Here is a 26,389-nt window from a genome sequence, read left to right on the forward strand (position 1 = left end):
AGTGTTTGCGCGAGGTTCGCGTCGCGCGCCGCGATTGGGCGCCCGAAGAAATGGACTGGTTCCTGCAGCCCGGTGTTCGTGGCGACAGGTCGCATCGAAAGACCTCACCGCAGTCAACTGATCTGATGGCACGGGGATTCCATCGGCCACCCGGGTCCCCAAGCCCGCTGAGGCTCCTGACGACATGAACCCGAACAAGGTCGCCCAATGTCGCGAGCAATGAACAAGATGCTTCAACGCGGAGCGCACGCAACCGAAACCGCAACTGTTGTCACCGAGGAACGCCCCGCCCAATCGGGCACGCCCGTGCATCGCATCGTGATCGTGGGCGGTGGGGCGGGCGGGCTCGAGTTGGCCACTCAGCTGGGTGACCAATTGGGTCACCGCGGTGCGGCACAGGTCACGCTGATCGAGAAGGCGCGCACGCATTTCTGGAAGCCGCATCTGCACGAGATCGCTGCAGGCACGGTCAATTTGCACGCGCATGCGGTCGACTATCTCGCCCAGGCGCACTGGCACGGCTTCCGCTATTGCATGGGGGAGATGACGGGCCTGGACCGGCAGCGGCGCGAGGTGCATGTGGCGCCCTACATCGACGCGGAGCAAGGCGAGCACGTCACCGGCCCGCGCGTGTTCGGCTACGACACGCTGGTCATTGCCGTGGGCAGTCTCAACAACGACTTCGGCACGCCAGGCGTCCAGGAACACGCGATCCGGCTGGAGACGCCCGCGTTGGCGGTGCAGTTTCACCGCCGGCTCGTCAATGCATGCATGCGCGCAAACGCACAGAGCACCGCTCTTCGACCCGAACAGCTGCAGGTCGCCATCATCGGGGCCGGTGCAACGGGTGTGGAGCTGGCCGCCGAGTTGCACCACGCCACGCGTGCCCTGGTGTCCTACGGCCTGGACCACATCGATCCTGAGCGCGACATCAGGCTCAACCTGATCGAGGCCGGTCCGCGCGTGCTGCGCGCGCTGCCCGAGCGCATCTCCGCGGCGGCCACACAGTTGCTCGAGAAGCTCGACATTCGCGTGCGGACCAGCGCCAGGGTGACCGCCGTCACCGCCGCCGGTGTGCAGCTCGCGAACGGAGAAACCATTCCCGCTGAACTGGTGGTGTGGGCTGCCGGCGTCAAAGCGCCGGCATTCCTCGCCCAACTCGACGGCCTGGAAAGCAACGACATCAACCAGCTTGTCGTCAAGCCCACGCTGCAGACCACCGGCGACGACGCCATTTTCGCCATCGGGGACTGCGCCGCCGCGCCTTGGCTCGGACAGGACGGCAACGTGCCGCCGCGCGCGCAGGTGGCGCACCAGCAGGCCGCGCACGTGCTTCGCCAGATCACTGGTCTCTTGCGCGGCAAACCGATGAAGCCTTGGCGCTACCGCGATTTCGGCTCCCTGGTGTCACTCGGCAGGCACACGACCGTGGGCAACCTGATGGGACGGCTCGTCGGCGGCAACCTGTGGATCGACGGCCTCTTCGCGCGCGGCATGTATATGTCGCTCTACAAGATGCACGAACTGGCCTTGCATGGTGCGTGGAAGACAGCGCTCGGTACAGCGGCGCGCTTCATGTTCCGGCGGACAGTTGCGCGGGTGAAGCTGCATTGATGCAACGACTCACCACAAGACCGGCGACACACTCGCCAGTCGCTCAGATCCAGCCTCCGGTTTTGGCCGCTCCCCGTCGTGTATTCGCATCTGAAGACGACGAGCGCCAAGACGCGGATAAGGCCGCCCTAAGACTCCCGCAGACGATTGGGATCTGACGCCTCGCAACGCGAGACGAAGCGCTGCAGGCTGTTCGACAACTTCTTCTGACGATGGCGAATCAGGTAGAAGCGTCGCGCCAGGCGCGGCAGGGTCGTGTTCACCAGCACCAGCCTCCGGAGCGTCAGCAGGTCCTGCACCGCGCACAGGGAGAGGCAGGTCAGGCCCAGTCCTTCGGCCGCGGCCTGCTTGATGGCCTCGGTGCTGCCGAGCTGCATCGGTTGCACCCATTGGTGCAGGTGCGGCAGCAAGGCGTGCTCGACCGCCTCACGGGTGCCGGAACCAGGCTCGCGCAGCAGCCAACGCTGCGTGCGCAATGCCTTCAGTCCGACGCGCGCGCCGAGATCTGCGCGCATCAGCGGATGCGACGGCGCGCAGACGATAGCCAGCACGTCTTCGAGCCAGGGCTGCGCATGCAGCTCGGGCTCGTGGCAAGGGCCTTCGATCAGCCCCACGTCCACCTCGAGCCGCGCAACCGCGGTGGCGATCTCGCTGGTGTTGCCGATGGTCACGTCGATGGTGGTTGCGGGCGAGTCGCGCAGGTGGCTCGCCACCAGCGCCGGCAACAGGTAGTTGCCGATCGTCGTGCTGGCGCCCACGCGCAGGTGCGTAGCGAGTCCCATGTCCTTGTCGGCCCCGCCGGCCAGGCCGAACTGCTTCTCGATGCCCTGGGCGCCGTCCAGCACGGCCCTGGCCTGCGGCAGCAGGGCACGGCCGGTGTCGTTCAGCACCAGGCGCTTGCCGACGCGGTCGAACAGCTGCGCGTCCAGCAGGGCTTCCAGTTCATTCAGCGCGCCGCTGGTCGCCGACTGCGACAGCGCGACCTGCAGCCCTGCCGCGGTGGTGCTGCCGGTGTCAGCCACCGCCGTGAAGATGTGAAGTTGTCGCAGCGTGAGGCGCATGGCGAAATCCTTTCTACCTGATCTACAGGTAGGTTATACGGAAACTATCCGTTTGTCAGATGAATCGAGATGGCTCAAAGTCCGTCCCATGCAATCCGCCCTGTCGAATCCAGCCCATCCCCAACACCTCATGTCCGCCCACGCTAATGCCCTCGCGCCGTCGAATGTCGCCGCATCCCATCCATCACCGCACGGCGTGTGGCCGCGCATCAGCGGCATGTTGCCCGGCCTGGCACTGGCCGGTGGCGTGGCCCTCGTCGCCATCGAGCTTGGCAAGATCGCCTGGCTGCAAGCCAACGGCATCAGCGCGCTGACACTGGCGATCGTGCTCGGCATGCTGGTGGGCAACACGGTCTATGCGCGCATCGCACCGGCCAGCACCGCCGGCGTCGGGTTCTCCAAGCAGAAACTGCTGCGCCTGGGCATCATCCTGTACGGCCTGCGGTTGACCTTCCAGGACATCGGCAATGTCGGCATGGCCGGCGTGGTGATCGACGCCCTGGTGCTGTGCAGCACCTTCGCGCTCTCGTGGTTCGTCGGCACCCGCGTGCTCGGCCTGGACCGCAAGACCGCCATGCTGATCGGTGCCGGCAGTTCCATCTGCGGCGCTGCCGCGGTGATGGCGGCCGAGCCGGTGGTGCGCGGCCGCGCCGAACAGGTGACGGTGGCCGTCTCCACCGTGGTCGTGTTCGGCACGCTGGCGATGTTCCTGTACCCGGCGCTCTATCACCTGAACGAGCAATACCAGCTGATCTCGATGTCGCCCGGCGCCTACGGCATCTTCGCCGGCTCGACCATCCACGAAGTCGCGCAAGTCGTTGCCGCCGGGCGCGCCATCAGCGAAGAAGCAGCCAACACGGCCGTGATCGCGAAGATGGTCCGGGTCATGATGCTGGCGCCGTTTCTGATCGTGCTGTCGGCCTACCTGTCGCGATCGAAGGATGCGAGCGACGTGCAGCCCCAAGGGGCGCCCGCGAAGAAGTCCGGTGGCGTCGTGATTCCCTGGTTCGCGTTCGGCTTCGTCGTGGTGGCCGGCCTGAATTCCCTGGCCATCCTGCCCAAGCCGCTCGTCGGCGTGATGGTCGAGATCGACACCGCGCTGCTCGCGATGGCGATGGCCGCACTCGGCCTGACCACCCATGCCTCGGCCATCCGCAAGGCGGGCATCAAGCCGCTGGCACTCGCGGCGCTGCTGGCCGCGTGGTTGCTGGGTGGCGGCCTCGCCATTCACTCAGGTGTCAGTGCCTTGTTCGCATAAGGCCGTGGATCCCTGCAACCGAGCTTGAAAGCCCCCGAATGAAACACCTCGCCCTCACCGCCACGCTCTGCCTTGCCGCTCTCGCCGCGGCCAGCGCCAGCACCGCAATGGCCGCGGAGCCGACGGCCTCCTCCGCAGTGACGGCGCGCTGGACCTTCGACGGCAGCATTCACAACAACTCGCTGGCCCTGAGTCCCGACGAGCGTACCGCCGTCGTGTCGTACAGCGAACGACCCGACGTGATCGTCTATGACCTCGCGACGGGCAAGGTGCGCGCCGTGCTGCACGGCTTCGTCACACCGCGCAACATCGTCTTTGCCCCATCGGGCCGGCAGTTCTACGTGTCCGACAGCAGTCTGGGCACCGTCGCCGCGATCGATACCGCGAGCCTTGAGACCGTGAGCAGGTTGCCGGTCGGCGCTGGCGCGTTCGGCACCGTGTTGAGCAAGGACGGCGGCACGCTGTACGTCAACAATCAGGCAGCCAATACCGTCACGCGCTACGACCTCGCGACGCAGCAGCCGCGCGCGGTGGTCACCGGCTTTGCGCAGCCACGGCAGGGTGTGCGCCTGAGTCCGGACGGTCAGGCCTTGTACGTGACCAATTTCCTCGGCGACAAGATCACGGTCGTCGACACGGCGACCAACCGGATCACGGGCGAAATCACCGGTTTCGACAAATTGCGCGCCATCTCGGTCACGGCCGACGGCAAGACGATCTTTGCCGCCAACAGCGGCAGCAACACGATCGCGGTGGTCGATGTCGACAAGCGCAGGATTGCCACCACGATCGCGGTCGGCAGAGACCCGTACGGCGCCGCGCTCTCGCCGGACGGACTGTTCGTCTACGTGGGCAATCTCGGCGACAACACGGTCTCGGTGATCTCGGTGGCCACGCAGCAAGTCGTCTCCACCATCACCGGCTTCAAGGAGCCGCGCCAGGCGATCGTGTTCGCACGCGACGGCACGCGCGCCTATGTGCTGAACGAAGACCTGAGCGTGTCCAGGGTCGACCGCGCGAGCAACCGCATCGTGGGCACGCTCGCCGCTCCTGCTTTCTGAGTCGCCGCCTACAAGGCGCACCCGGTGACGCAAGGGCGCCGAGGGCAATCTGCCGCTGCCCGGCGGATCGTTTGCGCAACCTCTGTCACCTTGACCCCTCAGTGCCGGCCAGGCGGCTGCCAGGGCCCGGCCTTTCCAGGCTTGGCATGCCGCACGCGATGCGCCCGCTCCAGCCGCTCGTACTCCGCGATCACCTGCGCCCCGAACAGCACCAGCGTCGCGGCGATCTCGAGGCTCAGCAGCACCACGATGGCCGTGGTCAGCGATCCATACACCACGTTCACCTGCGACAGGCTGGTGAAGTACCAGATCAGCACGCGCCGCGTTACCTCCCACAGCAGCGCCGCCGTCACGCCGCCCAGCAGCGCATGGCGCCATGACAGCTGCCCGACCGGCATCACCAGGTAGAGCGAGGTCAGCATGAAGATCTCGCCCGCCAGCCCCAGCAGGTACAGCAACAGCCCCGAGACGCCGGAGAGGGACCAGTTGCGCCCCAGCAACTCGACGCTTTCCTGCCCGATCAGCTGCAGCGCGCCCGCCACCAGCGTCACCAGCACCAGCCCGACGCACAGGCTCAGGATGTAGAGGTACGGCATCACCAGCGACAGCAGCGCATGCCGCCGGTGCAACTCCTTGCGGTGGTGGAAGATCACCGCCATGGCGCTTTCGAGCACGGTGAATGCCAGCGAACTGAAGAAGATCATCGTGATGAGCAACACCGGCCCCAGCACGTCGCGGTGGTCCAGGAAGTTCGACAACTCCGTCACGATCGCCCTGGACTGCCCGGGCAGCAGCCATTCCAGGTAGCGCCCGATGGTGCCCAGCAATTCATGCTCGCCGATGAAGTGCGACATCGCCATCACGATGACGATCAGCAGCGGCACGATCGACAGCAGCGCGTAGTAGGCGACCGCGCCGGCCAGCAGCAGGCCCTGGTTCGCCTTGAAGGCCTTGAGCGCGCCCCAGGCGAAGCGCAGCGGGTGGCGCATGAACGGGGGGGCGTTGGCGAGCGGGTTGCGCAGCATCGTCGGTGCAGTATGCCGCCGCCGGACGCAGGCCAGAAGCCTTGCGTATCATCTGCCGCTCCCCGCCTACATGACCATCCCCGCTTCTTTCATCCAGGAACTGATCGCGCGCGCCGACGTGGTGGAAATCGTCGGCCGCTACGTGCAGTTGAAGAAGACCGGCGCGAATTTCTCCGGCCTGTGCCCCTTCCACAGCGAGAAGTCGCCCTCTTTCTCCGTCAGCCCGACCAAGCAGTTCTATCACTGCTTCGGTTGCGGCGTGCATGGCAACGCCATCGGCTTCCTGATGGAGCATGCGGGCATGGGTTTCGTCGAGGCGGTGCACGACCTGGCTGGCCAGTATGGCCTGCAGGTGCCCGAGGACGACGCCTCGCCCGAGGAACGCGCCCGCGCCGCCGGGCAGCGCCAGAAGCAGGCCACGCTGACGGAAGTGCTTGAAAAAGCCGGCGACGCCTACCGCAAGCACCTGCGCGACTCGGACACCGCCGTCAACTACCTGAAAGGCCGCGGTGTCTCCGGCGAAGTGGCCAGGCAATTCGGCATCGGCTATGCCCCGCCCGGCTGGCGCACGCTCGCGAGCGTTTTCCCCGAATACGACAACCCGCTGCTGGCCGAATCCGGGTTGGTGATCACCGGCGAGGATGGCGAGGACAAGCGCTACGACCGCTTTCGCGACCGGGTGATGTTTCCGATCCGCAACGTCAAGGGCGAGTGCATCGGCTTCGGCGGGCGCGTGCTCGGCGACGAGAAGCCCAAGTACCTCAATTCGCCGGAGACGCCGGTGTTCAGCAAGGGCCGCGAGTTGTACGGCCTGTTCGAGGCCCGCGCGGCGCTGCGCGACAAGGGCTACGTGCTGGTCACGGAGGGCTACATGGACGTGGTGGCGCTGGCGCAACTGGGTTTTCCGAACGCGGTGGCCACGCTGGGCACGGCCTGCACGCCGGAACATGTCCAGAAGCTGTTCCGCTTCACCGATTCGGTGGTTTTCAGCTTCGACGGCGATGGTGCGGGCCGGCGGGCGGCGCGCAAGGCGCTCGATGGCGCCCTGCCCTTTGCCACCGACGTGCGCAGCATCAAGTTCCTGTTCCTGCCGGCGGAGCACGATCCGGACAGCTTCATCCGCGAACACGGCGCCGAGGCGTTTTCCCGGTTCGTGGGCGAGGCGACGCCGCTCAGCCGCTTCATGCTCGACGCGGCGCGCGACGGTTGCGACCTGGGCACGGCGGAGGGCCGCGCCCGCATGACCAGCAATGTGCGTCCGCTCTGGACGGCCATGCCCGACGGCGCCCTGAAGCGGCAACTGCTGGAAGAGATCGCGGGGCTGGTGCAGCTCGGCTCGCAGGCTCTGACTGACCTCTGGAAGCCGGCCGCGCCACCCCGGCGCGGGTCGCCGCCGCCGCAAGCGATGGACGACGGGCCGCCCATGCCGGATGGCGACTGGGAGCCTTCCTGGTCGCCCGACTACGGCCCGGGCGAGAGCGGAGGGAGCGGCGGGGGCGACGGCGGCGGCAAGCGGCCCTTCAAGAAGAAATGGGAAAAAGGCCAGTGGGAAAAAGGCAGCCGCTGGGGCCGAGACAAGTCCGCCGCGGATTCGGCGCCGCGCGGCCGGTCCCTGCCCATCGGCCGCTCGGACGTCGCGGTCCGCCTGCTGCTGTCGAACACCAGCGCCTGGGAGGCTCTCAGCCAGGAGATGCACGGCATCCTCTGCGACCTGCCGGGCATGCATGGCCAGCTTTTTGCGTGGCTCGACAGCCAGGTGCACGAGCATGGTGCGCAGCCCTGGGCCGCGCTGCGCGAAGGCATGCGCGAACTGCCGTTCGAGGCGCTGGCGAACAAGGTCATGACGGGCCCGGATGGCGCGCCGATCGATGCCGGGGCCGACCCGGCGGCGGCGGAAGCCGCGGCCGAACTGCGCAACGTGCTCGACTACATCCTCGACGACCACCTCAAGGCCCAGGAAACGGAGGCCATTGCCGCCGCGGGCACCGACCCGGGCGCCATCGACCGCTACCGGGCGTTGCAGGCACGCCGACGCGAGCTGCAATTGCGCCTTTCTCCCGCACGTAATACCTCTTGAATTCTGGTTGTCAAGCTATAATCTAAGGCTGTCTGTACGGCAAGAGCGACAGCAGCACCTCCGGGCCGACCCCACGCGCAATGCACTTCCCAACGGGAAAAGGGTCAATACACCGCAAGGACTGCACACCAAATGTTCGCCCGACATCTTGCCGTCTGGAGAGATTCCTCTCCGTTTCTGTATGCCCGCGCCGGGTAGGCGCAGCCAAACCCTGTTTGGCTCAGTGATTCCGCTTGTTCATTCTTGATCCACGAGGTCGTATGCCCAGCTCCAAGAAGCCTGCCGTGTCAGCCACCAAACCCGTCGCGGCAAAGCCGTTGAAGACCACTGCCGCCCCCAAGGCGACCGTCGCCCCGACTGCCACGAAAGCCAAACCTGTGACCTCCACGAAATCGCCCGCCACCGCTGAACTCAAGAAACCTGCCGCAGCCGCCACCGCCGTTGCCGCCGCGCCTGCCGCTGCAGCTGCCCCGCGCAAGGTCGGCCGCCCGCCCAAGGCCGCCGCTGCGGCCGGCGATGCCGCCCCCGCCACCACCGGCGCCAAGCGCGGCCGCAAGCCCAAGGCGAAGGGGAAGGACGACGCGCCGGCGAGCGACATCGACATGTCGGACATCGAGGACGACCTGGCGGGTGAGCCGGTCGTCGCCTCGACCGAGGAAAAGGTCAAGCCGCTGCGCATGAAGATCAGCAAGGCGAAGGAACGCGCCTTGATGAAGGAGTTCGGCCTCGACGAGACCGTGCTCTCCGAGGAAGACATGGCCAAGCGCCGCCAGCGCCTGAAGACGCTGATCACGCTAGGCAAGACGCGCGGCTACCTGACGCAGGGCGAAATCTCCGACCACTTGCCCGACAAGCTGGTCGACGCCGAGACCATGGAAGTCGTGGTCACGATGCTGAACGACCTCGGCGTGGCGGTGTACGAGCAGACGCCGGACGCCGAGACGCTGCTGCTGAACAACACGGCCCCCACCGCCACCACCGTCGAGGAAGCCGAGGAAGAAGCCGAAGCGGCACTTTCCACCGTGGACAGCGAATTCGGCCGCACCACCGACCCGGTCCGCATGTACATGCGCGAAATGGGCACGGTCGAGCTGCTGACCCGCGAAGGCGAAATCGAGATCGCCAAGCGCATCGAAGGCGGCCTGATGGCCATGATGGAAGCGATCTCGGCGTCGCCCGCCACCATCGCCGAGATCCTGCGCCTGGGCAATGAGATCCGCGAAGGCAAGGTCGTCATCTCGACCATCGTCGACGGCTTCTCCAACCCCAATGAAGCCGACGACTACGTGGCCGAGGAAGACTTCGACGAGTTCGACGCGGAAGACGACGACGACGGCAACGGCGGCTCCAAGGCCCTGACCAAGAAGCTCGAAGAACTCAAGCGCGACGCGCTGGGGCGCTTCGACCGCATGGCCGAGCTGTTCGAGAAGGTCCACAAGATCTACGACAAGGAAGGCTACGGCACGCCGGCCTACGACAAGGCGCAACGCGCCCTGTCGGACGAGCTGATGACCATCCGCTTCACCGCCCGCACCATCGAGAAGCTGTGCGACATGGTCCGCACGCAGGTCGACGACGTGCGCAAGAAGGAACGCGAGCTGCGCCGCATCATCGTGGACAAGTGCGGCTTCCCGCAGGAAGAGTTCATCCGCGACTTCAGCGGCCTCGACAAGCACGGCCACAAGGTCCCGTCCAACCTGCTGAACCAGAAATGGGTCGAGAAGCAGGCCGCCTCCGGCAAGCCGTGGAGCGCCGTGCTCGCGCGCAACATTCCGCCGGTGCAGGAACTGCAGCAGAAGCTGGCCGACATCCAGTCGCGCGTGGTGGTGCCGCTGACGCAGCTCAAGGACATCAACAAGCGCATGAACGAGGGCGAATCGTCCTCGCGCGATGCCAAGAAGGAAATGATCGAGGCCAACCTGCGCCTCGTGATCTCCATCGCCAAGAAGTACACCAATCGCGGCCTGCAGTTCCTCGATCTGATCCAGGAAGGCAACATCGGCCTGATGAAGGCGGTGGACAAGTTCGAATACCGTCGCGGCTACAAGTTCTCGACCTATGCGACGTGGTGGATCCGCCAGGCGATCACCCGCTCGATCGCCGACCAGGCACGCACCATCCGCATCCCGGTGCACATGATCGAGACGATCAACAAGATGAACCGCATCTCGCGCCAGCATTTGCAGGAATTCGGCTTCGAGCCGGACGCCGGCATCCTGGCCGCGAAGATGGAGATCCCGGAAGACAAGATCCGCAAGATCATGAAGATCGCCAAGGAGCCGATCTCCATGGAAACGCCGATCGGCGACGACGACGATTCGCACCTGGGCGACTTCATCGAGGACAGCAGCAACACGGCGCCCATCGAGGCCGCGATGCAGGCGGGCCTGCGCGACGTGGTCAAGGACATCCTCGACTCGCTGACGCCGCGCGAAGCCAAGGTGCTGCGCATGCGCTTCGGCATCGAGATGTCGACCGACCACACGCTGGAAGAAGTCGGCAAGCAGTTCGACGTGACGCGCGAGCGCATCCGCCAGATCGAGGCGAAGGCGCTGCGCAAGCTCAAGCACCCGTCGCGTTCGGACAAGCTGCGCTCGTTCATCGATACGCTCTAAACGCACGCCGTCGAAAGCGGACTTGACCGGCCGCGAAGGACGCGAAGATACGCAAAGGTCGCGAAAGAACAGCCAAATTCTTCTTGGCTTCTTTCGCGTCCTTCGCGGAAACTTCGCGACCTTTGCGTCCGGAAGTCCGCTTTTTTGTTTTTCCTGAACAATAGCCTCCCCCATGAATCCCAACGCCGACACCCTCTGGAAAGCGCCACGCTGGGCCCTGGCGGTGTTGCTGGCCGTGCTGGGCATGCTCGGGCCGTTCTCGATCGACACCTACATCCCGGCCTTCTCCGGGATCGCGAGCACCATCGGCGCAACGCCCGCGGAGATGCAGCAGACGCTGTCGGGCTACCTGTTCGGCTTTGCGTTCATGAACCTGTTCCACGGCGCGCTATCGGACAGCTTCGGCCGGCGGCCGGTGGTGCTGGGCGGGCTGGCGGTGTTCACGCTGGCGTCGCTGGGTTGCGCGTTGTCGCAGACCATCGGGCAGCTGGTGCTGTTCCGGACGCTGCAGGGGCTCTCGACGGGCGCGGGCATCGTGGTGTCGCGCGCGGTGATCCGCGACATGTTCCCGCCGGCGGATGCGCAGAAGGTGATGGCGCAGGTGACGATCTATTTCGGCGTGGCGCCGGCGATCGCGCCGATCGTGGGCGGCTTCCTGTTCGTGCACCTGGGCTGGCACAGCATCTTCTGGTTCCTGGTCGGCGTGGGCGTGGTGCTGTTCGTGGCCAACTGGAAGCTGTTGCCCGAGACGCTGCACCCGGACCATCGGCAATCGTTCCATGTGCGGCACCTGATGCGCGGCTACTGGGACCTGTGCTCGGACCCGCGCTTCCTGCTGCTCGCGCTGGCGAGCGGCGTGCCCTTCAACGGCATGTTCCTCTACGTGCTGTCGGCGCCGGCCTTCCTGGGCGACCACCTGGCGCTGGCGCCGACGCAGTTCTTCTGGTTCTTCCTCATGACCATCGGCGGCATCATGGCCGGCGCGCGCGCCAGCGGGCAGATGGCCGGCCGCGTCGCGCCCAAGCGGCAGATCCGCGACGGCTTCCTGATCATGGTCGTGACCTCGATCGTCAACGTGGCTGCCAACCTGCTGTTTACGCCGAACGTCTGGTGGGCGCTGTGGCCGATCGGCATCTTCGCCTTCGGCTGGGCGCTGATGGTGCCGGGCGTGACGCTGCTGGTGCTGGACCTGCACCCCGAGCGTCGCGGCATGGCCTCGTCGCTGCAGGCGGTGATCGGCTCCACGGCCAATGGCGTCGTGGCGGGCGTGATCGCGCCGCTCGTCATGCACTCGACTGTGGCGCTGGCGGTGTCCTCGATGCTGATGCTGTGTGTGGGGCTCGTGGCCTGGCTCTGGCTGCACCGGCGCTGGCCGGAGATCGGCCGGATGGTCGCCGCCTGAGCCATGGCGGGGACTGAAGCGCGCACGGCCTCGCTTCGCACCGCGCTGCGCGCGTGGCTGCCTGCGCGTGCGCGTGTCGATTCGAAGGAGCGCTTGCGCGCCGTGGCTGGCGCCCTGCTGGGCCTTCTGCTCACAGGACTGGTGTGTCGTGCGTTCGCGGACCTTGGCGCCATCTGGCTGGTTGCGCCGCTGGGCGCGAGCGCGGTGCTGGTGTTCGCGGTGCCGGCGAGTCCGTTGGCGCAACCGTGGTCGGCCATCGGCGGCAACACCGTGTCGGCGCTGGTCGGCATTGCCTGCGCCAACCTGCTGCCCGACCCCGCCCTCGCGGGCGCCCTGGCAACCGCGCTCGCCATCGGGCTCATGTTCTCGCTGCGCTGCCTGCATCCGCCCGGCGGCGCGATGGCCTTGCTGGTGGTGCTGACGCACACCACGTCGTTTTCCTTCGCGCTGTTTCCGGCGATGGCCAATTCGGTGCTGCTGGTGCTGGCCGGCGTGGCCTACAACACGCTGACCGGGCGACGCTATCCGCACATCCAGTCCGCGCCTGCCACGCCGCCGGCCGATGCGCGCTTCAGTTCGGCTGACGTGGACGCGGTGCTGGCCCGCTACAACCAGGTGCTGGACATCAGTCGCGACGACCTCGAGTCGCTGATCCAGCAGACCGAGGTCGAGTCCTTCCGCCGCCGCATGGGCGAGTTGCGCTGCGCCGACATCATGTCGCGTGAGCCCATGACGGTGGAGTTCGGCACCTCGCTGCAGGAAGCCTGGCAGGTGATGCAGCAGCGGCACGTCAAGGCGCTGCCGGTGACGGACCGCACGCGGCGCGTGGTGGGCATCGTCACGCAGGCCGACTTCTTCCGGCACATCGACCTGCGGCTGCACCAGGGCCTGGGCGCGCGGCTGCGCAGTTTCCTGCGGCCCTCGCCCGGCGTGACGTCGAGCAAGGCGGAGGTCGTGGGGCAGATCATGACGAAGCAGGTGCGCGTGGCGACCGACGATCGGCCGGCGCTGGACCTGGTGCCGCTGTTCTCGGATGCGGGCCACCACCACATACCGATCATCGACGGCGGGCAGCGCCTGGTGGGCATGATCACGCAGTCCGACTTCGTGCGTGCGCTCTACCGCGCCGTGCGCCCTGGAGGCTGAAGCGCATGCACCCTCACCAGCTTCTCGAACACTACGGCTACTACGCGGTCTTCTTCATCGGGATGTTCGAGGGGGAGACGATCCTGATGCTGGGCGCCTATGCGGTGCACCAGGGGTACTTGTCGATGCTGCCCTTGATCGCTGTCGGCGCACTGGCAGCCTTCTGCACGGACCAGTTCTATTTCCAGGTGGGCCGGCGCAAGGGCGCCGAACTGATGGCCACGCGCCCGAAGCTGGCGGCGCATCTTGCGCGCGTGCAAGGCTTCATCGAGCGCCATCCGGTCGCGACGATCTTCCTCATGCGCTTTGCCTGGGGCTTCCGCGTGGTGATGCCGGCGGCGCTGGGCATGGGCAAGATGCCGGTCGCGGCGTACGTCGCGCTGGACGCCGTGGCGGCGGTGGCGTGGGCAACGGTCATCGCACTGTTCGGCGTCAACATCGCAGGCGTGGTGCATTCGCTGATGAGCAAGGTGCAGCATCACGAGCATGTGATCGTCTTCGGGACGCTGGCGATCGCGTTGACCCTGGCGATGCTGCGACAGTGGCGGGTTCGGCGGTAGGTCACATCAGAGCGCGCTGGCTGAGCCTGCAAGTCGCGTGGTAGGGACAGGCTCGCGCCGGTTGTCCTGTCGCTCCGGCAGGCCCGCCCAGCGCAATCCCTCGATCAGACGCGTCCCTTCCTGACCGCTTTCTCGGCGATTGATCGGCAGTTCATCGTCTCCCCTTCGTGGCGATCCGGGGGCAGGGACCTATGGTGGTGCACCGCACTTCCTCGGTGGATTGTTTTCAAGGAGCCAGCATGAAAGCGCCTTCTCATTGGACGGGTGCCGTCGTCCTGGCCCTTGCAAGCGTCACCTGCATTCCATCGCGCGCCAAGGAACAGGGTGCAGAGATCGATCTGCCCGTGGCGACGGCGGTGGATGACGAAGGGACTGCCGGCGTGCAGCTCTTGTCCGCCAGCCAGCAAGCGTCGCAAGCCGAACCTGAGTCCCGCGGCGAGGCCATCTACAGCCCGTTCTCCTCCGGCCTGTTCACCTACCAGGAATATCCATCCGCTGCGCGAATGCCGAGCAAAGGTGGTCCCGATTTGACGATGACGCTGGCCGCAAGCGTGGCCAGCGCTGTCGCATTCGTCTGGCTGCTCCTGCGCATCTGAAGCTGTGCAGCCCGGCCCTCCGCCGCAGGACAGTGAACTCACGAAGCCTGCGGCCCCGTACGTAACCACCTGAAGGGATTCATCATGAACGGAAGATCGATCTTGCGGCGTTCCATGGGCAGCTACCTGGTCGTGCTTGGCCTGGGCATCGCCGGGGCGACAGCGGCCAGCGAGGCCGCCGCCGGCTGTGGCATGTACACCGGGCCGTCGTCACTGCCACCGAGCTGGAGCCCGTCCTCGATGCAGGCGCATGAGGGCAGGAGGCCACCGCCCTCCGCCACGAATATCGTCGGCATGTGGAAAGTCAGCTTCTTCGCAGACGACGCCGCTCACACCCAGGTCGATTTCGCGACGGTGCAGTGGCACAGCGACGGCACCGAGTTCATGATTTCCGGCGGCCGTGCGCCGAGTACCGGCGACGTCTGCATGGGGGCATGGGAACAGACCGGCGGCTCTACCTACAAGCTGAAACATATTGCGCTCGCCTACAGCAGCAGTGATTCCGCGCCGCCCGTGGTACCCGCAGCATTTGTTGGCCCGGCGATCATGCAACAGACGGTGACGCTCAGCCGCTCGAAGAACAGCTACGCGGGCACCTTCACGATCGACCAATACGCGCCTGACGAAACAACACTGATCGTGCACATCACCGGCACGGTGAGTGCGACGCGCTTCACTGCGGATTGAGCCTCGCGGGGGGCTTCATTTCACGATGAATCGAATGCCGTGGAACGCTGCTTTCAAGCCCTGGCCCGCCGCGCCAGCCACAGGCGCAGCAGGGCGAGGATGGCCAGCAGGGTCAGCGCCGCGCCCGCCAGCGATGCATGGATGCCGACCGCGCTGCCGCCCAATCCCACCGTGATGCCTGCAAACGCGCGCAGCCCCAGCGCCGACATGTTAAACAGCCCGATCACGCGACCACGCGACGCGGCCGGGGCGTTCAATTGCACCAGCGTCTGCGCCATCGAACTGAAGGACAACTCGAAGACGCCCGCCGCGAACAGCAGCAGCAGCGCCAGCGGATACGAGCCGGTCGCCGCAAAGCCTGCAAGTGACAGGCACCAGCACATGCAAAGCACCAGCGCGGTCGAAGGCGCCGGGCGTAGCAGGCCACCACGACTCTCCATCAGCAGGCCGGCCAACAATGCACCGGCGGCGTCGGCTGCGAGCAGCATGCTGTAGGTGGTGCCGGGGTCGCCGTGGCCGAGGTCACGCGCGAAGCCCGGCATCTGGGCCTGGTAGCTGTTGGCGACGAAGAAGGACGCCAGCCCCGCCAGCAGGATCATCGAACCCAATGATGGATCGGAGCGCACTTCGCGGATCGTCTGGAGGATGTCGGCCAGGCCGCGCACCGCACGCGGCGGCGCGCCACCGCCCTTGCGAAAGCGCGGCCCGTACGGCGCACGCCACAGCCAGAGAAAGGCCGGCAGGAAGAACACGGTGTTGAGCAGCAGGCCGTAGCGCGGCCCGATGGTCAGCATGATGAGCCCGCCGACTGCCGGACCCACCAGCACGCCGAGGTAGCGCGCGGTCGCGAGCAGGCGCACGCCGCTCGGCAGGTCGCGCGAGGGCACCACGTCATGCAGCAACAGTTGCGTGGCGCCCTGCCACAGCACGCCGGCGCAGCCGTGGATGATGAGCAGCACCATCGCATGCCACATCTGCAGCGTGTCGGTGATGAAGAAGTACGCCCATCCGGCCGACGCCGTCATGAACAGCGCCATGCCGCACTGGATCAGCCGTCGCGGGTCGACCCGGTCGGCCAGCGCACCCACCGGCACGGAGAACAGCAGGAAGGGCAGCCAGTGCGACACCACCGCGAAGCCGCCCAGCGCGGGCGACTGGAACTTCTGGAAGGCCATCCAGTAGCTGATCACGTGCTCGACGTTGTCGGCCATCATGGCCAGCAGGTAGGTGCCGACGAGCGCCTGGTAGCCGGGATGGCGCAAGGCTGCGAAAGATGGCGCTGGCGGCTGCGTGGTGTTGGGAGTGGCAGACATTCAATGGATCAGTAAACGCCAAGCGCGAGGCCCGCGGACAGTGCGGCGCCGAGTTCACGGCACTGTGCAAGGTCGGCGGCGCCGATCTGCTTGGGCCGCAGGATGGCTTCGGGCGTCTGCGCATGCGTGCAGACGATGAGCGTCGGCGCGACCTGCTTCAAGCGCCAGCCGGTGGCGATGCGTTCCAGCTGGCGCAACGCGTTCTGGCCGTCACTGCCGGCGCAGACCAGTGCGAGGTAGGGCCGGCCATTGAGGCGGTCGAGTGCGGCGTAGTAGCAACGGTCGAAGAAATCCTTCATGAGGCCGGCCATCGCTGCCAGGTTCTCCGGCGTCGCGAAAAGGTAGGCGTCGGCGGCCAGCACATCCTCGGGCCCGGCCTCCGATGCGCGCAGCAGGCGGACGCGCACGCCGCTTTCCTCACGCGCACCTTGGGCGGCCGCGTGGGCCATCTGCTCGGAGCCGCCGGTCATGGAGTGGTAGACGATCAACAGCGTCTTCGAAGTCATGGCCGGCCAGCATAGTGCGAACGGCCGCATCCCGCTTGCACGCCCCCGTGGCCCGAGCCTCACGTTTGCGCGCGAATGACTTTGGCGAATCCGGATCACGGCGTATAAGTACCACTTTTCCCACCAAGGACGCCGCGTTGAGCCTCGATCTCGATCCAGACATTGCCCGTCGACCGGCCATCCTCGTGGTCGACGACACGCCGGACAACCTGATGCTGCTCAGCAACCTGCTCAAGGACCAATACGCGGTCAAGGTGGCGAACAGCGGCGAGAAGGCCCTGAAGATCGTGCGTGCCGGCGAGCCACCCGACCTGATCCTGCTCGACGTGATGATGCCTGGCCTCTCCGGCCACGATGTCGCGCGCCAGCTCAAGGCCGACCCGACGACCCGCGACATCCCGATCATCTTCCTGACCGCGCTGTCCTCCGAGAAGGACGAGACGCTCGGCCTCGAAATAGGCGCGGCCGACTACATCACGAAGCCGATCCGACCGCCCGTGATGCTGGCGCGCGTGGATACGCAACTGAAGATCAAGGCCGCCGCCGACTTCCTGCGCGACCAGAAGGACTACCTGGAGCAGGAGGTGGCCCGGCGCACGCGCGAGATCTCGGCGATCCAGGACGTCACCATCCTGGCGATGGCCTCGCTGGCCGAGGCGCGCGACAACGAGACCGGCAACCACATCCGCCGCACGCAGCATGACGTCAGGGTGCTCGCCGAGCAGTTGCGCGAGCATCCGCGCTTCGGCCATTTCCTCGACGATGCAACGATCGCGCTGCTGTTCAAGTCGGCGCCGCTGCACGACATCGGCAAGGCCGGCATTCCGGACCGCATCCTGCTCGCGCCGGGCACGCTGAGCCCGGAGGAATTCGAGATCATGAAGACCCACACCACGCTGGGTCGCGACGCGATCGAGCAGGCCGAGCGCCAGCTCGGCACCGACGTGGCCTTCCTGCGCGTGGCCAAGGACATCATCTACAGCCACCAGGAAAAGTGGGACGGGAGCGGCTACCCCGAAGGCCTGGCCGGCGACGCCATTCCGATCGCCGCGCGGCTCATGGCGCTGGCCGACGCCTACGACACGCTCACCAGCCGGGGCGTCTACAAGGACGGCATGTCGCACGACGAAGCGGTGCAGCTGATCGAGGAAGGCCGGGGCACGCACTTCGACCCCGACATCGTCGACGCCTTCCTTGCACGCACCGACGACTTCCGCCAGATCGCCCTGCGCTTCGCCGACACCGACGAGGACATCGCGCGGAAGATGGAGGCACTGGTCTTCATCGCCGAGTCGGCCTGAGGACATGGCGCCGCTGCCGCCTACCGGCGCCTGCCCCTAGCGCGAGCCATGCGCAAGCTGCTGCGATTGCTCGAACGCCTCACGCTGCGCCGCAAGCTGGTGCTCGGCTTCGGGTCGGTGATGCTGCTGACGCTCGCGCTGGGCGTCCAGAGCCTGCTCACACAGCAGCTCTTCAACCGCGACTTCCAGCGCCTGCAGTCGATGGAAGTGGTGGGCATGGCGCGCGCCAAGGAGGCACAGATCCATCTCGTGTGGCTTCGCCTGACCCTGCGCAATGCCATGTGGGCGGCGACTCCGGCGCAGCGGGACGACCTGCTGAACCTCTTCGAGGTCCGGCGCGACCAGCTGCACACCGCGATCGCGCAGATCCGGCCCACGCTGTCGCGACGCGAGAACATCGAGCGGCTGGAACAGTTCAATGCGCTGCTGGCGCAGATGGAAACCGCCAGTGAAGAACTGATCGCCGTATCCCGCAGAGGATCACCGGAACAGGCGCGAAGCCTGGTCGATGGTGACGCCATCGAGCTCCAGGCCGCGCAGGCAGAAGGCCTGCTCGCACAGATCGCGGCCGAGAAGGAGCAAGGCGCCGACCAGGCGGCCGACGATATTCGCAGGTTTGCCGGCCGCAACGCGACGCTGTCCCTGGGGCTGCTGCTGGGCGGTCTGGCACTGACGGTGCTGTGGTCATGGATGATCGCGGCGTCGATCCGCCGGCCGAATACGCTCGTTCGGCTGTCGGTCGATGCACTGGCGCGCGGCCAGCTGCACCAGCAGGTGCCGCATACCGACCTGCCCAACGACGTGGGCGAGCTCGCGCGGGCCGTGTCCACGTTGCAGTCCGAGCTGCAACAGCTGGACGAGCAGCGGTGGAACAAGAACCACCAGGCGCTGATCCTGGCCGAATTGCAGCAGGCGGAAACGCCGGTCGAACTGGCCCGGCGCTTCCTGCGCGGCATCGGTCCGCTGCTCGACGTCACGCGGGGCGCCCTCTACCGCGTCGATACCCCGGTGCGCGCACTGGAACTGATCGGTGCGCATGCGATCGTGCCGGTCCGACCGCCGAGCGACCACCTCGCCTTCGGCGAAGGGGTTGCCGGCCGGTGCGCCGAGGAGGCGCGTGAGCTGCGCCGGGTGCCCGACGAAGTGGAGCAGAGTCCGTCCAGTGATCCGCATTCCGACCTGTTGGCGCACAGCTGGGTCACCGCCACGCCGGTCTTCCATGGCGCGCGCCTGCTGGGCGTGATCGAACTGATCAGCGGCATCGCACCGGGAGAAAAGGAACTCGCACTGCTGCGCGACCTGCTGCCCAAGCTGGCGATGAGCCTGACGATCGTCGAGCGCAACCAGGCCGTGCAGGAGCTGCTCGACCAGACGCGCGAGCAGTCCGCGTCGATCCGGGGCCAGGCCGACCGGCTCGCGGAACAGGCCGCCGAACTGCAGGCCCAGCAAGCCTCGCTGCAGGCCACCCGCGCCTGGTACCAGGGCATCGTCGAGGCGGCGCCCGACGGCATGCTCATCGTCGACGCCAAGGGCCGCATCGTGCTCGCGAATCCCGAACTGCACCGCCTCTTCGGCTATCCCGAGGGCGAACTGATCGGCCAGCCGATGGAGATCCTCGTGCCACCCGGCGTCCGCGCGCAACACCCCGGCCTGCGCGCGGGCTTCATGACGCAGGGCCTCACGCGGCAGATGGGCAGCTCGCAGATGGACCTGCAGGGGCAGCGCAAGGACGGCAGCCGCTTCACGCTGGAAATCGGTCTCGCGCAACTGCCGGCCATCGACGCAAGGGGCGTCTGCGTGTGCGCATCGGTGCGAGACATCACCGCGCGCCGCGCGATCGAGGAAGCCGTGCGCGACACGGAGGAGCGCTTCCGCCGGGTCATCGAACAAGCGCCGGCGGGCCTGTTGATCGCGGACGACGACACCGAGGCGCTGCTGTTCACCAACCACAAGCTTGCGGAGGTGTTCGGCGAACCCGTCGAGCGTGTGACGTACAGGGCTGATCGCGTCAAGTTCTGGGCGGAGCCCGAAGAGTTGGCCCGCTTCATCGAGCTTGTCGGGGCGAACGAGATCGTGCGCGACTTCGAGGCCACCTTCAGGCGGCGCGACGGCAGCTTGCGCCATGTGCTGGTGTCGTCGACCCGGGTCCGCGCGGGCGGCCGGACGATCGCCGGCAACTGGTACTTCGATATCACCGACCGCAAGGCCGCCGAGGCCGAGGCGCAGCGCGCCCTGGAAATTGCCGAGGAGGCCACGCGCGTGAAGAGCGACTTCCTCGCCAACATGAGCCACGAGATCCGCACGCCGATGAACGCCATCATCGGCATGAGCCACCTCGCATTGAAGACCGGGCTGGACGCGCGCCAGCGCAACTACATCGAGAAGGTGAACCGCGCCGCCGAGAGCCTGCTGGGCATCATCAACGACATCCTGGATTTCTCGAAGATCGAGGCCGGCAAGATGAGCCTGGAAGAGGCGCCGTTCCGGCTCGAGGAGGTGCTCGACGACTTCGCCAGCATGGTGAGCCTGAAGGCCGAGGGCAAGGGCCTGGAGCTGCTGTTCAGCACGCCGGCCGGCTTGCCCACCGCGCTGGTCGGCGACCGGCTGCGGCTCGGCCAGGTGCTCATCAACCTGGGCAACAACGCCGTCAAGTTCACCGATGCGGGCGAGATCGTCGTCGGCGTCCAGGTGCAGGAGTTGCACGACGACCGCGTGGCGCTCCGCTTCCGGGTGCGCGACACCGGCATCGGCATGACGCCGGAGCAGATGACACGCATGTTCCAGCCCTTCAGCCAGGCGGACGGCTCGATCACACGCCGCTACGGCGGCACCGGGCTGGGCCTGACCATCTCCAAGAACATCGTCGAGATGATGAGCGGGCGCATCTGGGTCGAGAGCGAGGCGGGCCGGGGGTCGACTTTCCATTTCACGGCGCAGTTCGGCTTGCAGGCGCTGTCGCCATCGCAAGTGCGCCACATGCTCAGGGCTGACGAGTTGCAGGGCCACCGTGCGTTGGTGGTGGACGACAACGCGAGCGCGCGCGAGATCCTGTCGGAGATGGCCCGGAGCTTCGGGCTCGAGGTGGATGTCGCGCGCAGCGGGCAGGAGGCCGTCGCGCTGGTGGCTGCGTCGGAAGGCACGGACCGCGCCTACGACCTGGTGTTGATGGACTGGAAGATGCCAGGCATGGATGGCGTCGAGGCCACGGCGCGCATCCACGCCGGCGCGCCGGGGCAAGCGGGCCGGCCGCCCGCGGTGATCATGGTCACCGCCCTCGCCCGCCACGAGGCGCAGGAGGCCGCCGATCGGCGCGCCGTGAGCCTGCCGCTGGTGCTGAACAAGCCGGTCACGCCGTCGACGCTGCTGGAGGCGATCGGCGAGGCGCTCGGCAAGACGCAGGGGGCCGAGCGCCGCAGCGCGCCCGACGCGGCGCCCGGCTACAGCGCCATGGCGCAACTGGCCGGTGCTCGGGTTCTGCTGGTGGAGGACAACGACGTGAACCAGGAACTGGCGCGGGAACTGCTGGAAGGCGCCGGCATCGAGGTGGTCATCGCCGGCGACGGCGCGCAGGCGCTGGCGCTGCTCGCCCAGGACGCCGCCTTCGACGGCGTGCTGATGGACTGCCAGATGCCCGTGCTCGACGGCTACGCGGCCACGCGCCAGCTGCGCGAGCAGGACCGCTTCCGCGACATGCCCATCCTTGCGATGACGGCCAACGCGATGGTCGGCGATCGCGACAAGGCGTTGGCCAGCGGCATGAACGACCACATTGCCAAGCCGCTGAACGTGGCGGCGATGTTCGCGACGATGGCGAAGTGGATTCGCCCGGGAAAGGGCTCGCCACCGGCACAGGCGACGGGCCGTGGCCACGTCGCGCCGCAAGCTGCCGAAGCGCGCCCGGTGCTGCCGGCGCTGCCGGGCATTGACCAGGCCGCCGGACTGGCCACGTGCCAGGGCAAGGCCGATCTCTATCGCCGCCTGCTCGTCAAGTTCCGCGACTCGCAGGCAGCTTTTCCGCAGGCTTTTGCGCAGGCGCTGAAGGGCGATGACGCCGCGGCGCCGGCCCGGGTCGCCCACACGCTGCGGGGCACTGCCGGCAATATCGGTGCATCAGCGCTGGCCCAAGCCGCGGCTGCGCTCGAAGACGCCTGCCAGCAGGGCCTTCGGGGCGATGCGCTGCACGAACCGCTGGCGGCGGTGATGAGTGAGTTCACGCCGGTGATGGAGGGGCTGCGCCAACTCGACTCGGCGGCGGCATCCGTGCCGACGGGGCCGGCGATCGAGCTTGATCTGGGGAGCTTCGCACCGCTGGTCAAGCGGCTGAAGCAGCGGCTGGTCGCCAGCGATCCGGCAGCGGTGGAGCTTGCCGCCGAACTCGAGAAGGCCCTGGCCGCGCACCCGGCGCACCGGGCCGCGCTGCGCCGTGTCGGCGGCAAGGTCAACGACTTCGATTTCGACGAGGCGCTGGGCTTGCTCGAGGCCTGGGAGAGCGGATGGCCTGCCCGGGCCTCAGCTCAGGCTGCGGGCTCCGCGTAAGCGCGCAGGTCCACCGTGCGGCTGCCATCGTCGGCCAGCAGGCGCAGGCTGGCGGGCGCGTCTTGCGGGTCGGCGATCAACACGCCGCGGCAGCGAACGTCCCGGTCGCTACTTGGTGCGCCCCGGAGGCTGCGCGCAAGGGCGGCGATTTGTTCGAAGAAATTTGTCCGGCGCAGGCCGCGTCAGCGCGCCACGCCCAGCAATCGCTCCAGCACTTCAGGTTGCGCACGCAAGGCCGCGGCGCTGTCGGTGTGGACGACCGTGCCGTGGTCCAGCACGACGGCCGTGTCGGAGATCGCGAGGATCGCCTGCGGATGCTGCTCCACGATGATGGCCGCGAGGCCCTCGTCCTGCGTGATGCGGCGGATCGCGCGCAGCAGCTCTTCCACGATGATCGGCGCCAGGCCTTCCAGCGGCTCGTCGAGCAGCAGCAGCTTGGGGTTGACCACCAGCGCGCGGCCGACCGCCAGCATCTGCTGCTCGCCACCCGAGAGCTGCGTGCCGAGGTTCCCCTTGCGCTCCGCGAGCCGCGGGAACATCTCGTAGACGCGTTGCGGGTTCCACTTGCCGGGGCGCTCCACGGCCGTCAGGTTCTCATGCACCGTGAGCGACTTGAAGATGTTGCGCTCCTGCGGCACCCAGCCGATGCCCGCGGCTGCGCGCTGGTGCGGCGCGAGCTTGTCCAGCGCCGCCCCGCCGAGCGTGATGCGCCCGCCGTGCTGGCGCGTGGCGCCGGCCAGCGTGTTGATGAAGGTGGTCTTGCCGGTGCCGTTGCGGCCGAGCAGCGCGAGCGTCTGGCCGACGCCGAGCGTCAGGGACACATCGTGCAGGACAACAGCTTCGCCGTAGCCGGCGCTGAGCGTTTCTACCTTGAGCAGTTCAGACATGCGTGGCTCCATGGCCCAGGTAGACCTCCTTCACCTTCGGGTCGTTGGCGATCTGCTCCGGGTTGCCTTCGGTCAGCAGCGTGCCGTTGACCAGCACCGTCATGCGGTCGGCGAAGCTGAAGACCAGGTCCATGTCGTGCTCGATGAGCAGCACCGACACATCGGCCGGCAATGCGGCGACGGTCTGCAGCAGTTCCTCGCGTTCGCCCGCGGGCACGCCGGCCACGGGCTCGTCGAGCAGCAGCACACGCGGCTCGCAGGCCAGCGCGATTGCGATCTCCAGCAGGCGGCGCTTGCCATAAGCGAGTTGCTTGACGGGTTGCCCGGCCACCTCGGCCAGGCGGAAATGTTCCAGCAACTCGCCGGCCCGTTCGACCACGCGCTTGTCTGCGCCCAGCGGCTTCCACCACTGCGCCGACAAGCCCTGCTGCCGCGACACCACGAGCGCCAGCGTCTCCAGCGACGTCATCGAGTCGAACAACTGGTTGATCTGGAAGGTGCGCACCATGCCGCGCGTCACACGCTTGTGCGGCGCGAGTTTGGTGATGTCCTCGCCGAGCAGTTCGATGCGGCCTTCGGTGGGCGTGAGCACGCCTGTCAGCAGGTTGATGAGCGTGGTCTTGCCGGCGCCGTTCGGGCCGATCAGGGCATGTCGCGCGCCGCGCTTCAGGTTGAGCGAGACGTTGTTGGTGGCGGTGATGCCGCCGAAGCGCATCACGAGGCCGGTGGCGGAAAGGACTACCTCCGTCATGCCCGCCTCCCGAACCAGGTCCAAGGCTTCAACAGGCGATCGCGCCCGACCAGCACCAGCAACACCAAAATCAATCCGATCCAGAACATCCAGTACTGCGGCGTCACGGTCGAGAGCGTGTCTTGCAACAGCTTGAACACGATCGCCCCGGCGATGCCGCCATAGAGCCAGCCCACGCCGCCGATGACCAGCATCAGCATCACGTCGGCCGATCGGTCGAAGGCCAGCACGTCGAGCGACGCGAAGCCCGTGGTCTGCGCCAGCAGCGCACCCGCCGCACCGGCGATGGCCGCGGCGATGGTGTAGATCGTCACCAGGCGAGAGGCCACCGGGATGCCGATCGCCATCGCGCGCAGGCGGTTGTCGCGGATCGCCTTCAGCGTCGCGCCGAAAGGCGATTGCACGATGCGGCGCATGAGCAGGAACAACAGCAGCACGATCGACAGGCTGTACCACGCTGCCGTCCGGCCAAAGAGGTCGAACTCGAACATGCCGAGCACCGGTCCCATCACCACGCCCTGCAGACCATCGGCACCGCCGGTGAGCCAGTCGAGCTTGTTGGCCAGTTCGAGCAGCAGCAGGGCCGTGCCCAGCGTGACCATGAGCCGCGTGAGATCGCTGCCGCGCAGGATCGTCACGCTGGCCAGCGCGCCAATGGCGCCCGACAGCACGATGGCCACCAGCAGGCCCACCGTCGGGTCGGGCATCACGAGCTTGGCGAACAAGGCCGCTGCATAGGCGCCGAAGCCGAAGAAGGCCGCATGCCCGAGCGACACGATGCCCGTGTAGCCGAGGATCAGGTCGAGCGACATCGCGAACAGCGCGACGATGGCGATCTCGTTGACCATCAGCGCGTGCGACGGCATCACCAGCGGCAGCGAAAACGCCACCAGCCACACCACGAACTCCAGCGGCCGCCAACGCGTCTTGCGCAGCAGCGCCGCCTGGAAATCCAAACCCTTGCCGGCGGCCATCAACGGCCTCCCTTCCGGGTGAACAGGCCCTGCGGTCGCCACATCAGGATCGCGATCATCAGCAGGTACACGGTGAACGCGCCCATCTTCGGAATGAAGTACTTGCCGCCCACATCGGCAATGCCGAGCAGCAAGGCCGCCGCGAGCGGCCCGGTGATCGACGAGGTGCCGCCGACCGACACCACGATCAGGAAATAGATCATGTACTTGAGCGGAAAGGTCGGGTCGAGCCCCAGGATCTCCGCACCCAGCGCGCCGCCCAGGCCCGCGAGGCCGGAGCCCACGGCAAAGGTCGACAGGAACACGATGTTGACGTTGATGCCCAGCCCCGCCGCCACGCGCGGGTCATCGACCGCGGCGCGCAAGCGACTGCCGAAGCGGGTCTTCGAGAGGATGAGTTGCAGCACCACCGTGAGCACCGCGCACACCGCGATGATGAACAGCCGGTAGTGGCCCATGCCCAGCATCAGCGCGCCATCGCCAATCTCGGTGCGTCCGCGCAGCCACTCGGGCAATTGCACGATCTGCTGCGACGAGCCGACGAAGTAGTCGACCGCGGCCACCGCCATGAACGCGAGCCCGATCGAGAACAGCACCTGGTCGAGGTGCGGCTTCCCGTACATCGGCCGGTAGAGCGTGCGCTCCAGCACCGCGCCCAGCAGCGCGACCACGATGAAGGCCAGCGGCAGGCAGGCCAGGAAGGGCAAGCCTGCCTTCTGCATCGCAAAGACCGTGAGATAACCGCCGGCCATCGCAAAGGCGCCGTGCGCCAGGTTGATGAAGTTCATCAAGCCCAGCGTCACGGCCAGCCCGACGGCCAGGACGAACAACAACATGCCGTAGGCGATGCCGTCGAAAAGAATGGTGAGCATGCTTCTGATCCGAGGCTGAAGAAATTCGGGCTACCGGACGCAGGGGACGCGAAGGTTCCGCGAAGGACGCAAAAGAGAAAAAAAATTTCCTGGCTGTTCTTTCGCGACCTTCGCGTGCCTTCGCGTCCGGTCAAGTCCGCATTCAGA

General features: G+C 67.0%; 20 protein-coding genes. 12 read left to right on the top strand and 8 right to left on the bottom strand.

Going from position 1 to position 26,389, the window contains the following annotated elements; translation table 11 throughout:
• Positions 1-207 precede the first annotated feature (207 nt).
• The gene (locus tag HCU76_RS07705) at positions 208-1,614 is read left to right on the top strand and encodes an NAD(P)/FAD-dependent oxidoreductase (protein WP_256354077.1); all 1,407 of its coding nucleotides are present in this window, start codon (positions 208-210) and stop codon (positions 1,612-1,614) included.
• A gap of 128 nt (positions 1,615-1,742) precedes the next feature.
• Here HCU76_RS07705 and HCU76_RS07710 read toward each other — a convergent pair whose 3' ends face one another.
• Positions 1,743-2,675, bottom strand: coding sequence for a LysR family transcriptional regulator (locus tag HCU76_RS07710; RefSeq protein ID WP_218508920.1), 933 nt, complete (start codon positions 2,673-2,675; stop codon positions 1,743-1,745).
• A gap of 217 nt (positions 2,676-2,892) precedes the next feature.
• Between HCU76_RS07710 and HCU76_RS07715 the strand changes: the two genes are divergently transcribed.
• Both HCU76_RS07715 and HCU76_RS07720 read left to right on the top strand, forming a co-directional pair.
• A complete protein-coding gene (locus HCU76_RS07715; protein ID WP_256354095.1) occupies positions 2,893-3,933 on the top strand; it encodes a YeiH family protein in 1,041 nt (346 codons plus the stop codon).
• A 38-nt stretch (positions 3,934-3,971) separates the two neighbouring features.
• On the top strand, positions 3,972-4,994 hold the full coding sequence (locus HCU76_RS07720) for a beta-propeller fold lactonase family protein (RefSeq protein WP_218508922.1): 1,023 nt from the start codon (positions 3,972-3,974) through the stop codon (positions 4,992-4,994).
• A gap of 98 nt (positions 4,995-5,092) precedes the next feature.
• Here the strand turns inward: HCU76_RS07720 and HCU76_RS07725 are convergent, their stop codons facing one another.
• The gene (locus HCU76_RS07725; protein ID WP_218508923.1) at positions 5,093-6,019 is read right to left on the bottom strand and encodes a YihY/virulence factor BrkB family protein; all 927 of its coding nucleotides are present in this window, start codon (positions 6,017-6,019) and stop codon (positions 5,093-5,095) included.
• Between the two features lie 70 nt (positions 6,020-6,089).
• Between HCU76_RS07725 and dnaG the strand changes: the two genes are divergently transcribed.
• The 7 genes from dnaG (at position 6,090) to HCU76_RS07760 (ending at position 15,102) form a co-directional block, all read left to right on the top strand.
• Positions 6,090-8,096 (top strand): DNA primase, encoded by a 2,007-nt coding sequence (gene dnaG / locus HCU76_RS07730; protein ID WP_218508924.1) that lies wholly within the window; start codon positions 6,090-6,092, stop codon positions 8,094-8,096.
• A gap of 260 nt (positions 8,097-8,356) precedes the next feature.
• A complete protein-coding gene (gene rpoD, locus HCU76_RS07735) occupies positions 8,357-10,711 on the top strand; it encodes an RNA polymerase sigma factor RpoD (RefSeq protein WP_218508925.1) in 2,355 nt (784 codons plus the stop codon).
• A 172-nt stretch (positions 10,712-10,883) separates the two neighbouring features.
• Positions 10,884-12,113: a multidrug effflux MFS transporter gene (locus HCU76_RS07740; RefSeq protein WP_218508926.1), complete on the top strand. Its 1,230-nt coding sequence runs from the start codon at positions 10,884-10,886 to the stop codon at positions 12,111-12,113.
• 3 nt (positions 12,114-12,116) lie between these two features.
• Entirely contained in the window at positions 12,117-13,259 is a 1,143-nt protein-coding gene (locus tag HCU76_RS07745; RefSeq protein WP_213956245.1) for an HPP family protein, read from the top strand.
• Between the two features lie 5 nt (positions 13,260-13,264).
• The gene (locus HCU76_RS07750; RefSeq protein ID WP_218508927.1) at positions 13,265-13,819 is read left to right on the top strand and encodes a DedA family protein; all 555 of its coding nucleotides are present in this window, start codon (positions 13,265-13,267) and stop codon (positions 13,817-13,819) included.
• 191 nt (positions 13,820-14,010) lie between these two features.
• On the top strand, positions 14,011-14,415 hold the full coding sequence (locus HCU76_RS07755; RefSeq protein ID WP_218508928.1) for a hypothetical protein: 405 nt from the start codon (positions 14,011-14,013) through the stop codon (positions 14,413-14,415).
• Positions 14,416-14,499: 84 nt separating this feature from the next.
• Positions 14,500-15,102 carry a hypothetical protein gene (locus HCU76_RS07760; protein ID WP_213956242.1) on the top strand — a complete coding sequence of 201 codons (603 nt, stop codon included), beginning with the start codon at positions 14,500-14,502 and terminating at the stop codon, positions 15,100-15,102.
• 53 nt (positions 15,103-15,155) lie between these two features.
• On the opposite strand, the gene HCU76_RS07765 is transcribed toward HCU76_RS07760, so the two are convergent.
• Together HCU76_RS07765 and HCU76_RS07770 are read right to left on the bottom strand one after the other, a co-directional pair.
• Positions 15,156-16,415 carry an MFS transporter gene (locus HCU76_RS07765; protein ID WP_218508929.1) on the bottom strand — a complete coding sequence of 420 codons (1,260 nt, stop codon included), beginning with the start codon at positions 16,413-16,415 and terminating at the stop codon, positions 15,156-15,158.
• Between the two features lie 8 nt (positions 16,416-16,423).
• Entirely contained in the window at positions 16,424-16,921 is a 498-nt protein-coding gene (locus tag HCU76_RS07770) for a flavodoxin family protein (RefSeq protein ID WP_213956240.1), read from the bottom strand.
• 137 nt (positions 16,922-17,058) lie between these two features.
• Between HCU76_RS07770 and HCU76_RS07775 the strand changes: the two genes are divergently transcribed.
• On the top strand, positions 17,059-18,222 hold the full coding sequence (locus HCU76_RS07775) for a two-component system response regulator (RefSeq protein ID WP_218628250.1): 1,164 nt from the start codon (positions 17,059-17,061) through the stop codon (positions 18,220-18,222).
• Between the two features lie 48 nt (positions 18,223-18,270).
• The gene (locus HCU76_RS07780) at positions 18,271-22,758 is read left to right on the top strand and encodes a response regulator (RefSeq protein WP_218508930.1); all 4,488 of its coding nucleotides are present in this window, start codon (positions 18,271-18,273) and stop codon (positions 22,756-22,758) included.
• Positions 22,759-22,940: 182 nt separating this feature from the next.
• On the opposite strand, the gene HCU76_RS07785 is transcribed toward HCU76_RS07780, so the two are convergent.
• The 4 genes from HCU76_RS07785 to HCU76_RS07800 are packed head-to-tail and all read right to left on the bottom strand — an operon-like array spanning position 22,941 to position 26,242.
• Positions 22,941-23,645: an ABC transporter ATP-binding protein gene (locus tag HCU76_RS07785; protein WP_218508931.1), complete on the bottom strand. Its 705-nt coding sequence runs from the start codon at positions 23,643-23,645 to the stop codon at positions 22,941-22,943.
• Complete coding sequence (locus HCU76_RS07790; protein ID WP_218508932.1) at positions 23,638-24,396, bottom strand: ABC transporter ATP-binding protein; 759 nt, start codon at positions 24,394-24,396, stop codon at positions 23,638-23,640. The genes HCU76_RS07785 and HCU76_RS07790 overlap by 8 nt, the downstream gene beginning before the upstream one ends.
• Positions 24,393-25,370, bottom strand: a complete 978-nt coding sequence (locus HCU76_RS07795) for a branched-chain amino acid ABC transporter permease (protein ID WP_218508933.1) — start codon at positions 25,368-25,370, stop codon at positions 24,393-24,395. The genes HCU76_RS07790 and HCU76_RS07795 overlap by 4 nt, the downstream gene beginning before the upstream one ends.
• Positions 25,370-26,242 (bottom strand): branched-chain amino acid ABC transporter permease, encoded by an 873-nt coding sequence (locus HCU76_RS07800; protein ID WP_213956235.1) that lies wholly within the window; start codon positions 26,240-26,242, stop codon positions 25,370-25,372. Before HCU76_RS07800 ends, HCU76_RS07795 begins: the two co-directional genes overlap by 1 nt.
• Between the last annotated feature and the right edge of the window lie 147 nt (positions 26,243-26,389).

It is taken from the genome of Variovorax sp. dw_308 (genome assembly GCF_019207085.1).
GTDB lineage: Bacteria > Pseudomonadota > Gammaproteobacteria > Burkholderiales > Burkholderiaceae_C > Variovorax.

Coding starts and splice junctions, on each gene's coding strand:
- HCU76_RS07755 (WP_218508928.1), top strand. CDS start 14,011: ATGGTGGTGCACCGCACTTCCTCGGTGGATTGTTTTCAAGGAGCCAGC.
- HCU76_RS07715 (WP_256354095.1), top strand. CDS start 2,893: ATGTTGCCCGGCCTGGCACTGGCCGGTGGCGTGGCCCTCGTCGCCATC.
- HCU76_RS07750 (WP_218508927.1), top strand. CDS start 13,265: ATGCACCCTCACCAGCTTCTCGAACACTACGGCTACTACGCGGTCTTC.
- HCU76_RS07760 (WP_213956242.1), top strand. CDS start 14,500: ATGAACGGAAGATCGATCTTGCGGCGTTCCATGGGCAGCTACCTGGTC.
- HCU76_RS07795 (WP_218508933.1), bottom strand. CDS start 25,370: ATGGCCGCCGGCAAGGGTTTGGATTTCCAGGCGGCGCTGCTGCGCAAG.
- HCU76_RS07710 (WP_218508920.1), bottom strand. CDS start 2,675: ATGCGCCTCACGCTGCGACAACTTCACATCTTCACGGCGGTGGCTGAC.
- HCU76_RS07725 (WP_218508923.1), bottom strand. CDS start 6,019: ATGCTGCGCAACCCGCTCGCCAACGCCCCCCCGTTCATGCGCCACCCG.
- dnaG (WP_218508924.1), top strand. CDS start 6,090: ATGACCATCCCCGCTTCTTTCATCCAGGAACTGATCGCGCGCGCCGAC.
- HCU76_RS07705 (WP_256354077.1), top strand. CDS start 208: ATGTCGCGAGCAATGAACAAGATGCTTCAACGCGGAGCGCACGCAACC.
- HCU76_RS07765 (WP_218508929.1), bottom strand. CDS start 16,415: ATGTCTGCCACTCCCAACACCACGCAGCCGCCAGCGCCATCTTTCGCA.
- HCU76_RS07745 (WP_213956245.1), top strand. CDS start 12,117: ATGGCGGGGACTGAAGCGCGCACGGCCTCGCTTCGCACCGCGCTGCGC.
- HCU76_RS07790 (WP_218508932.1), bottom strand. CDS start 24,396: ATGACGGAGGTAGTCCTTTCCGCCACCGGCCTCGTGATGCGCTTCGGC.
- HCU76_RS07720 (WP_218508922.1), top strand. CDS start 3,972: ATGAAACACCTCGCCCTCACCGCCACGCTCTGCCTTGCCGCTCTCGCC.
- HCU76_RS07785 (WP_218508931.1), bottom strand. CDS start 23,645: ATGTCTGAACTGCTCAAGGTAGAAACGCTCAGCGCCGGCTACGGCGAA.
- rpoD (WP_218508925.1), top strand. CDS start 8,357: ATGCCCAGCTCCAAGAAGCCTGCCGTGTCAGCCACCAAACCCGTCGCG.
- HCU76_RS07800 (WP_213956235.1), bottom strand. CDS start 26,242: ATGCTCACCATTCTTTTCGACGGCATCGCCTACGGCATGTTGTTGTTC.
- HCU76_RS07740 (WP_218508926.1), top strand. CDS start 10,884: ATGAATCCCAACGCCGACACCCTCTGGAAAGCGCCACGCTGGGCCCTG.
- HCU76_RS07770 (WP_213956240.1), bottom strand. CDS start 16,921: ATGACTTCGAAGACGCTGTTGATCGTCTACCACTCCATGACCGGCGGC.
- HCU76_RS07780 (WP_218508930.1), top strand. CDS start 18,271: ATGCGCAAGCTGCTGCGATTGCTCGAACGCCTCACGCTGCGCCGCAAG.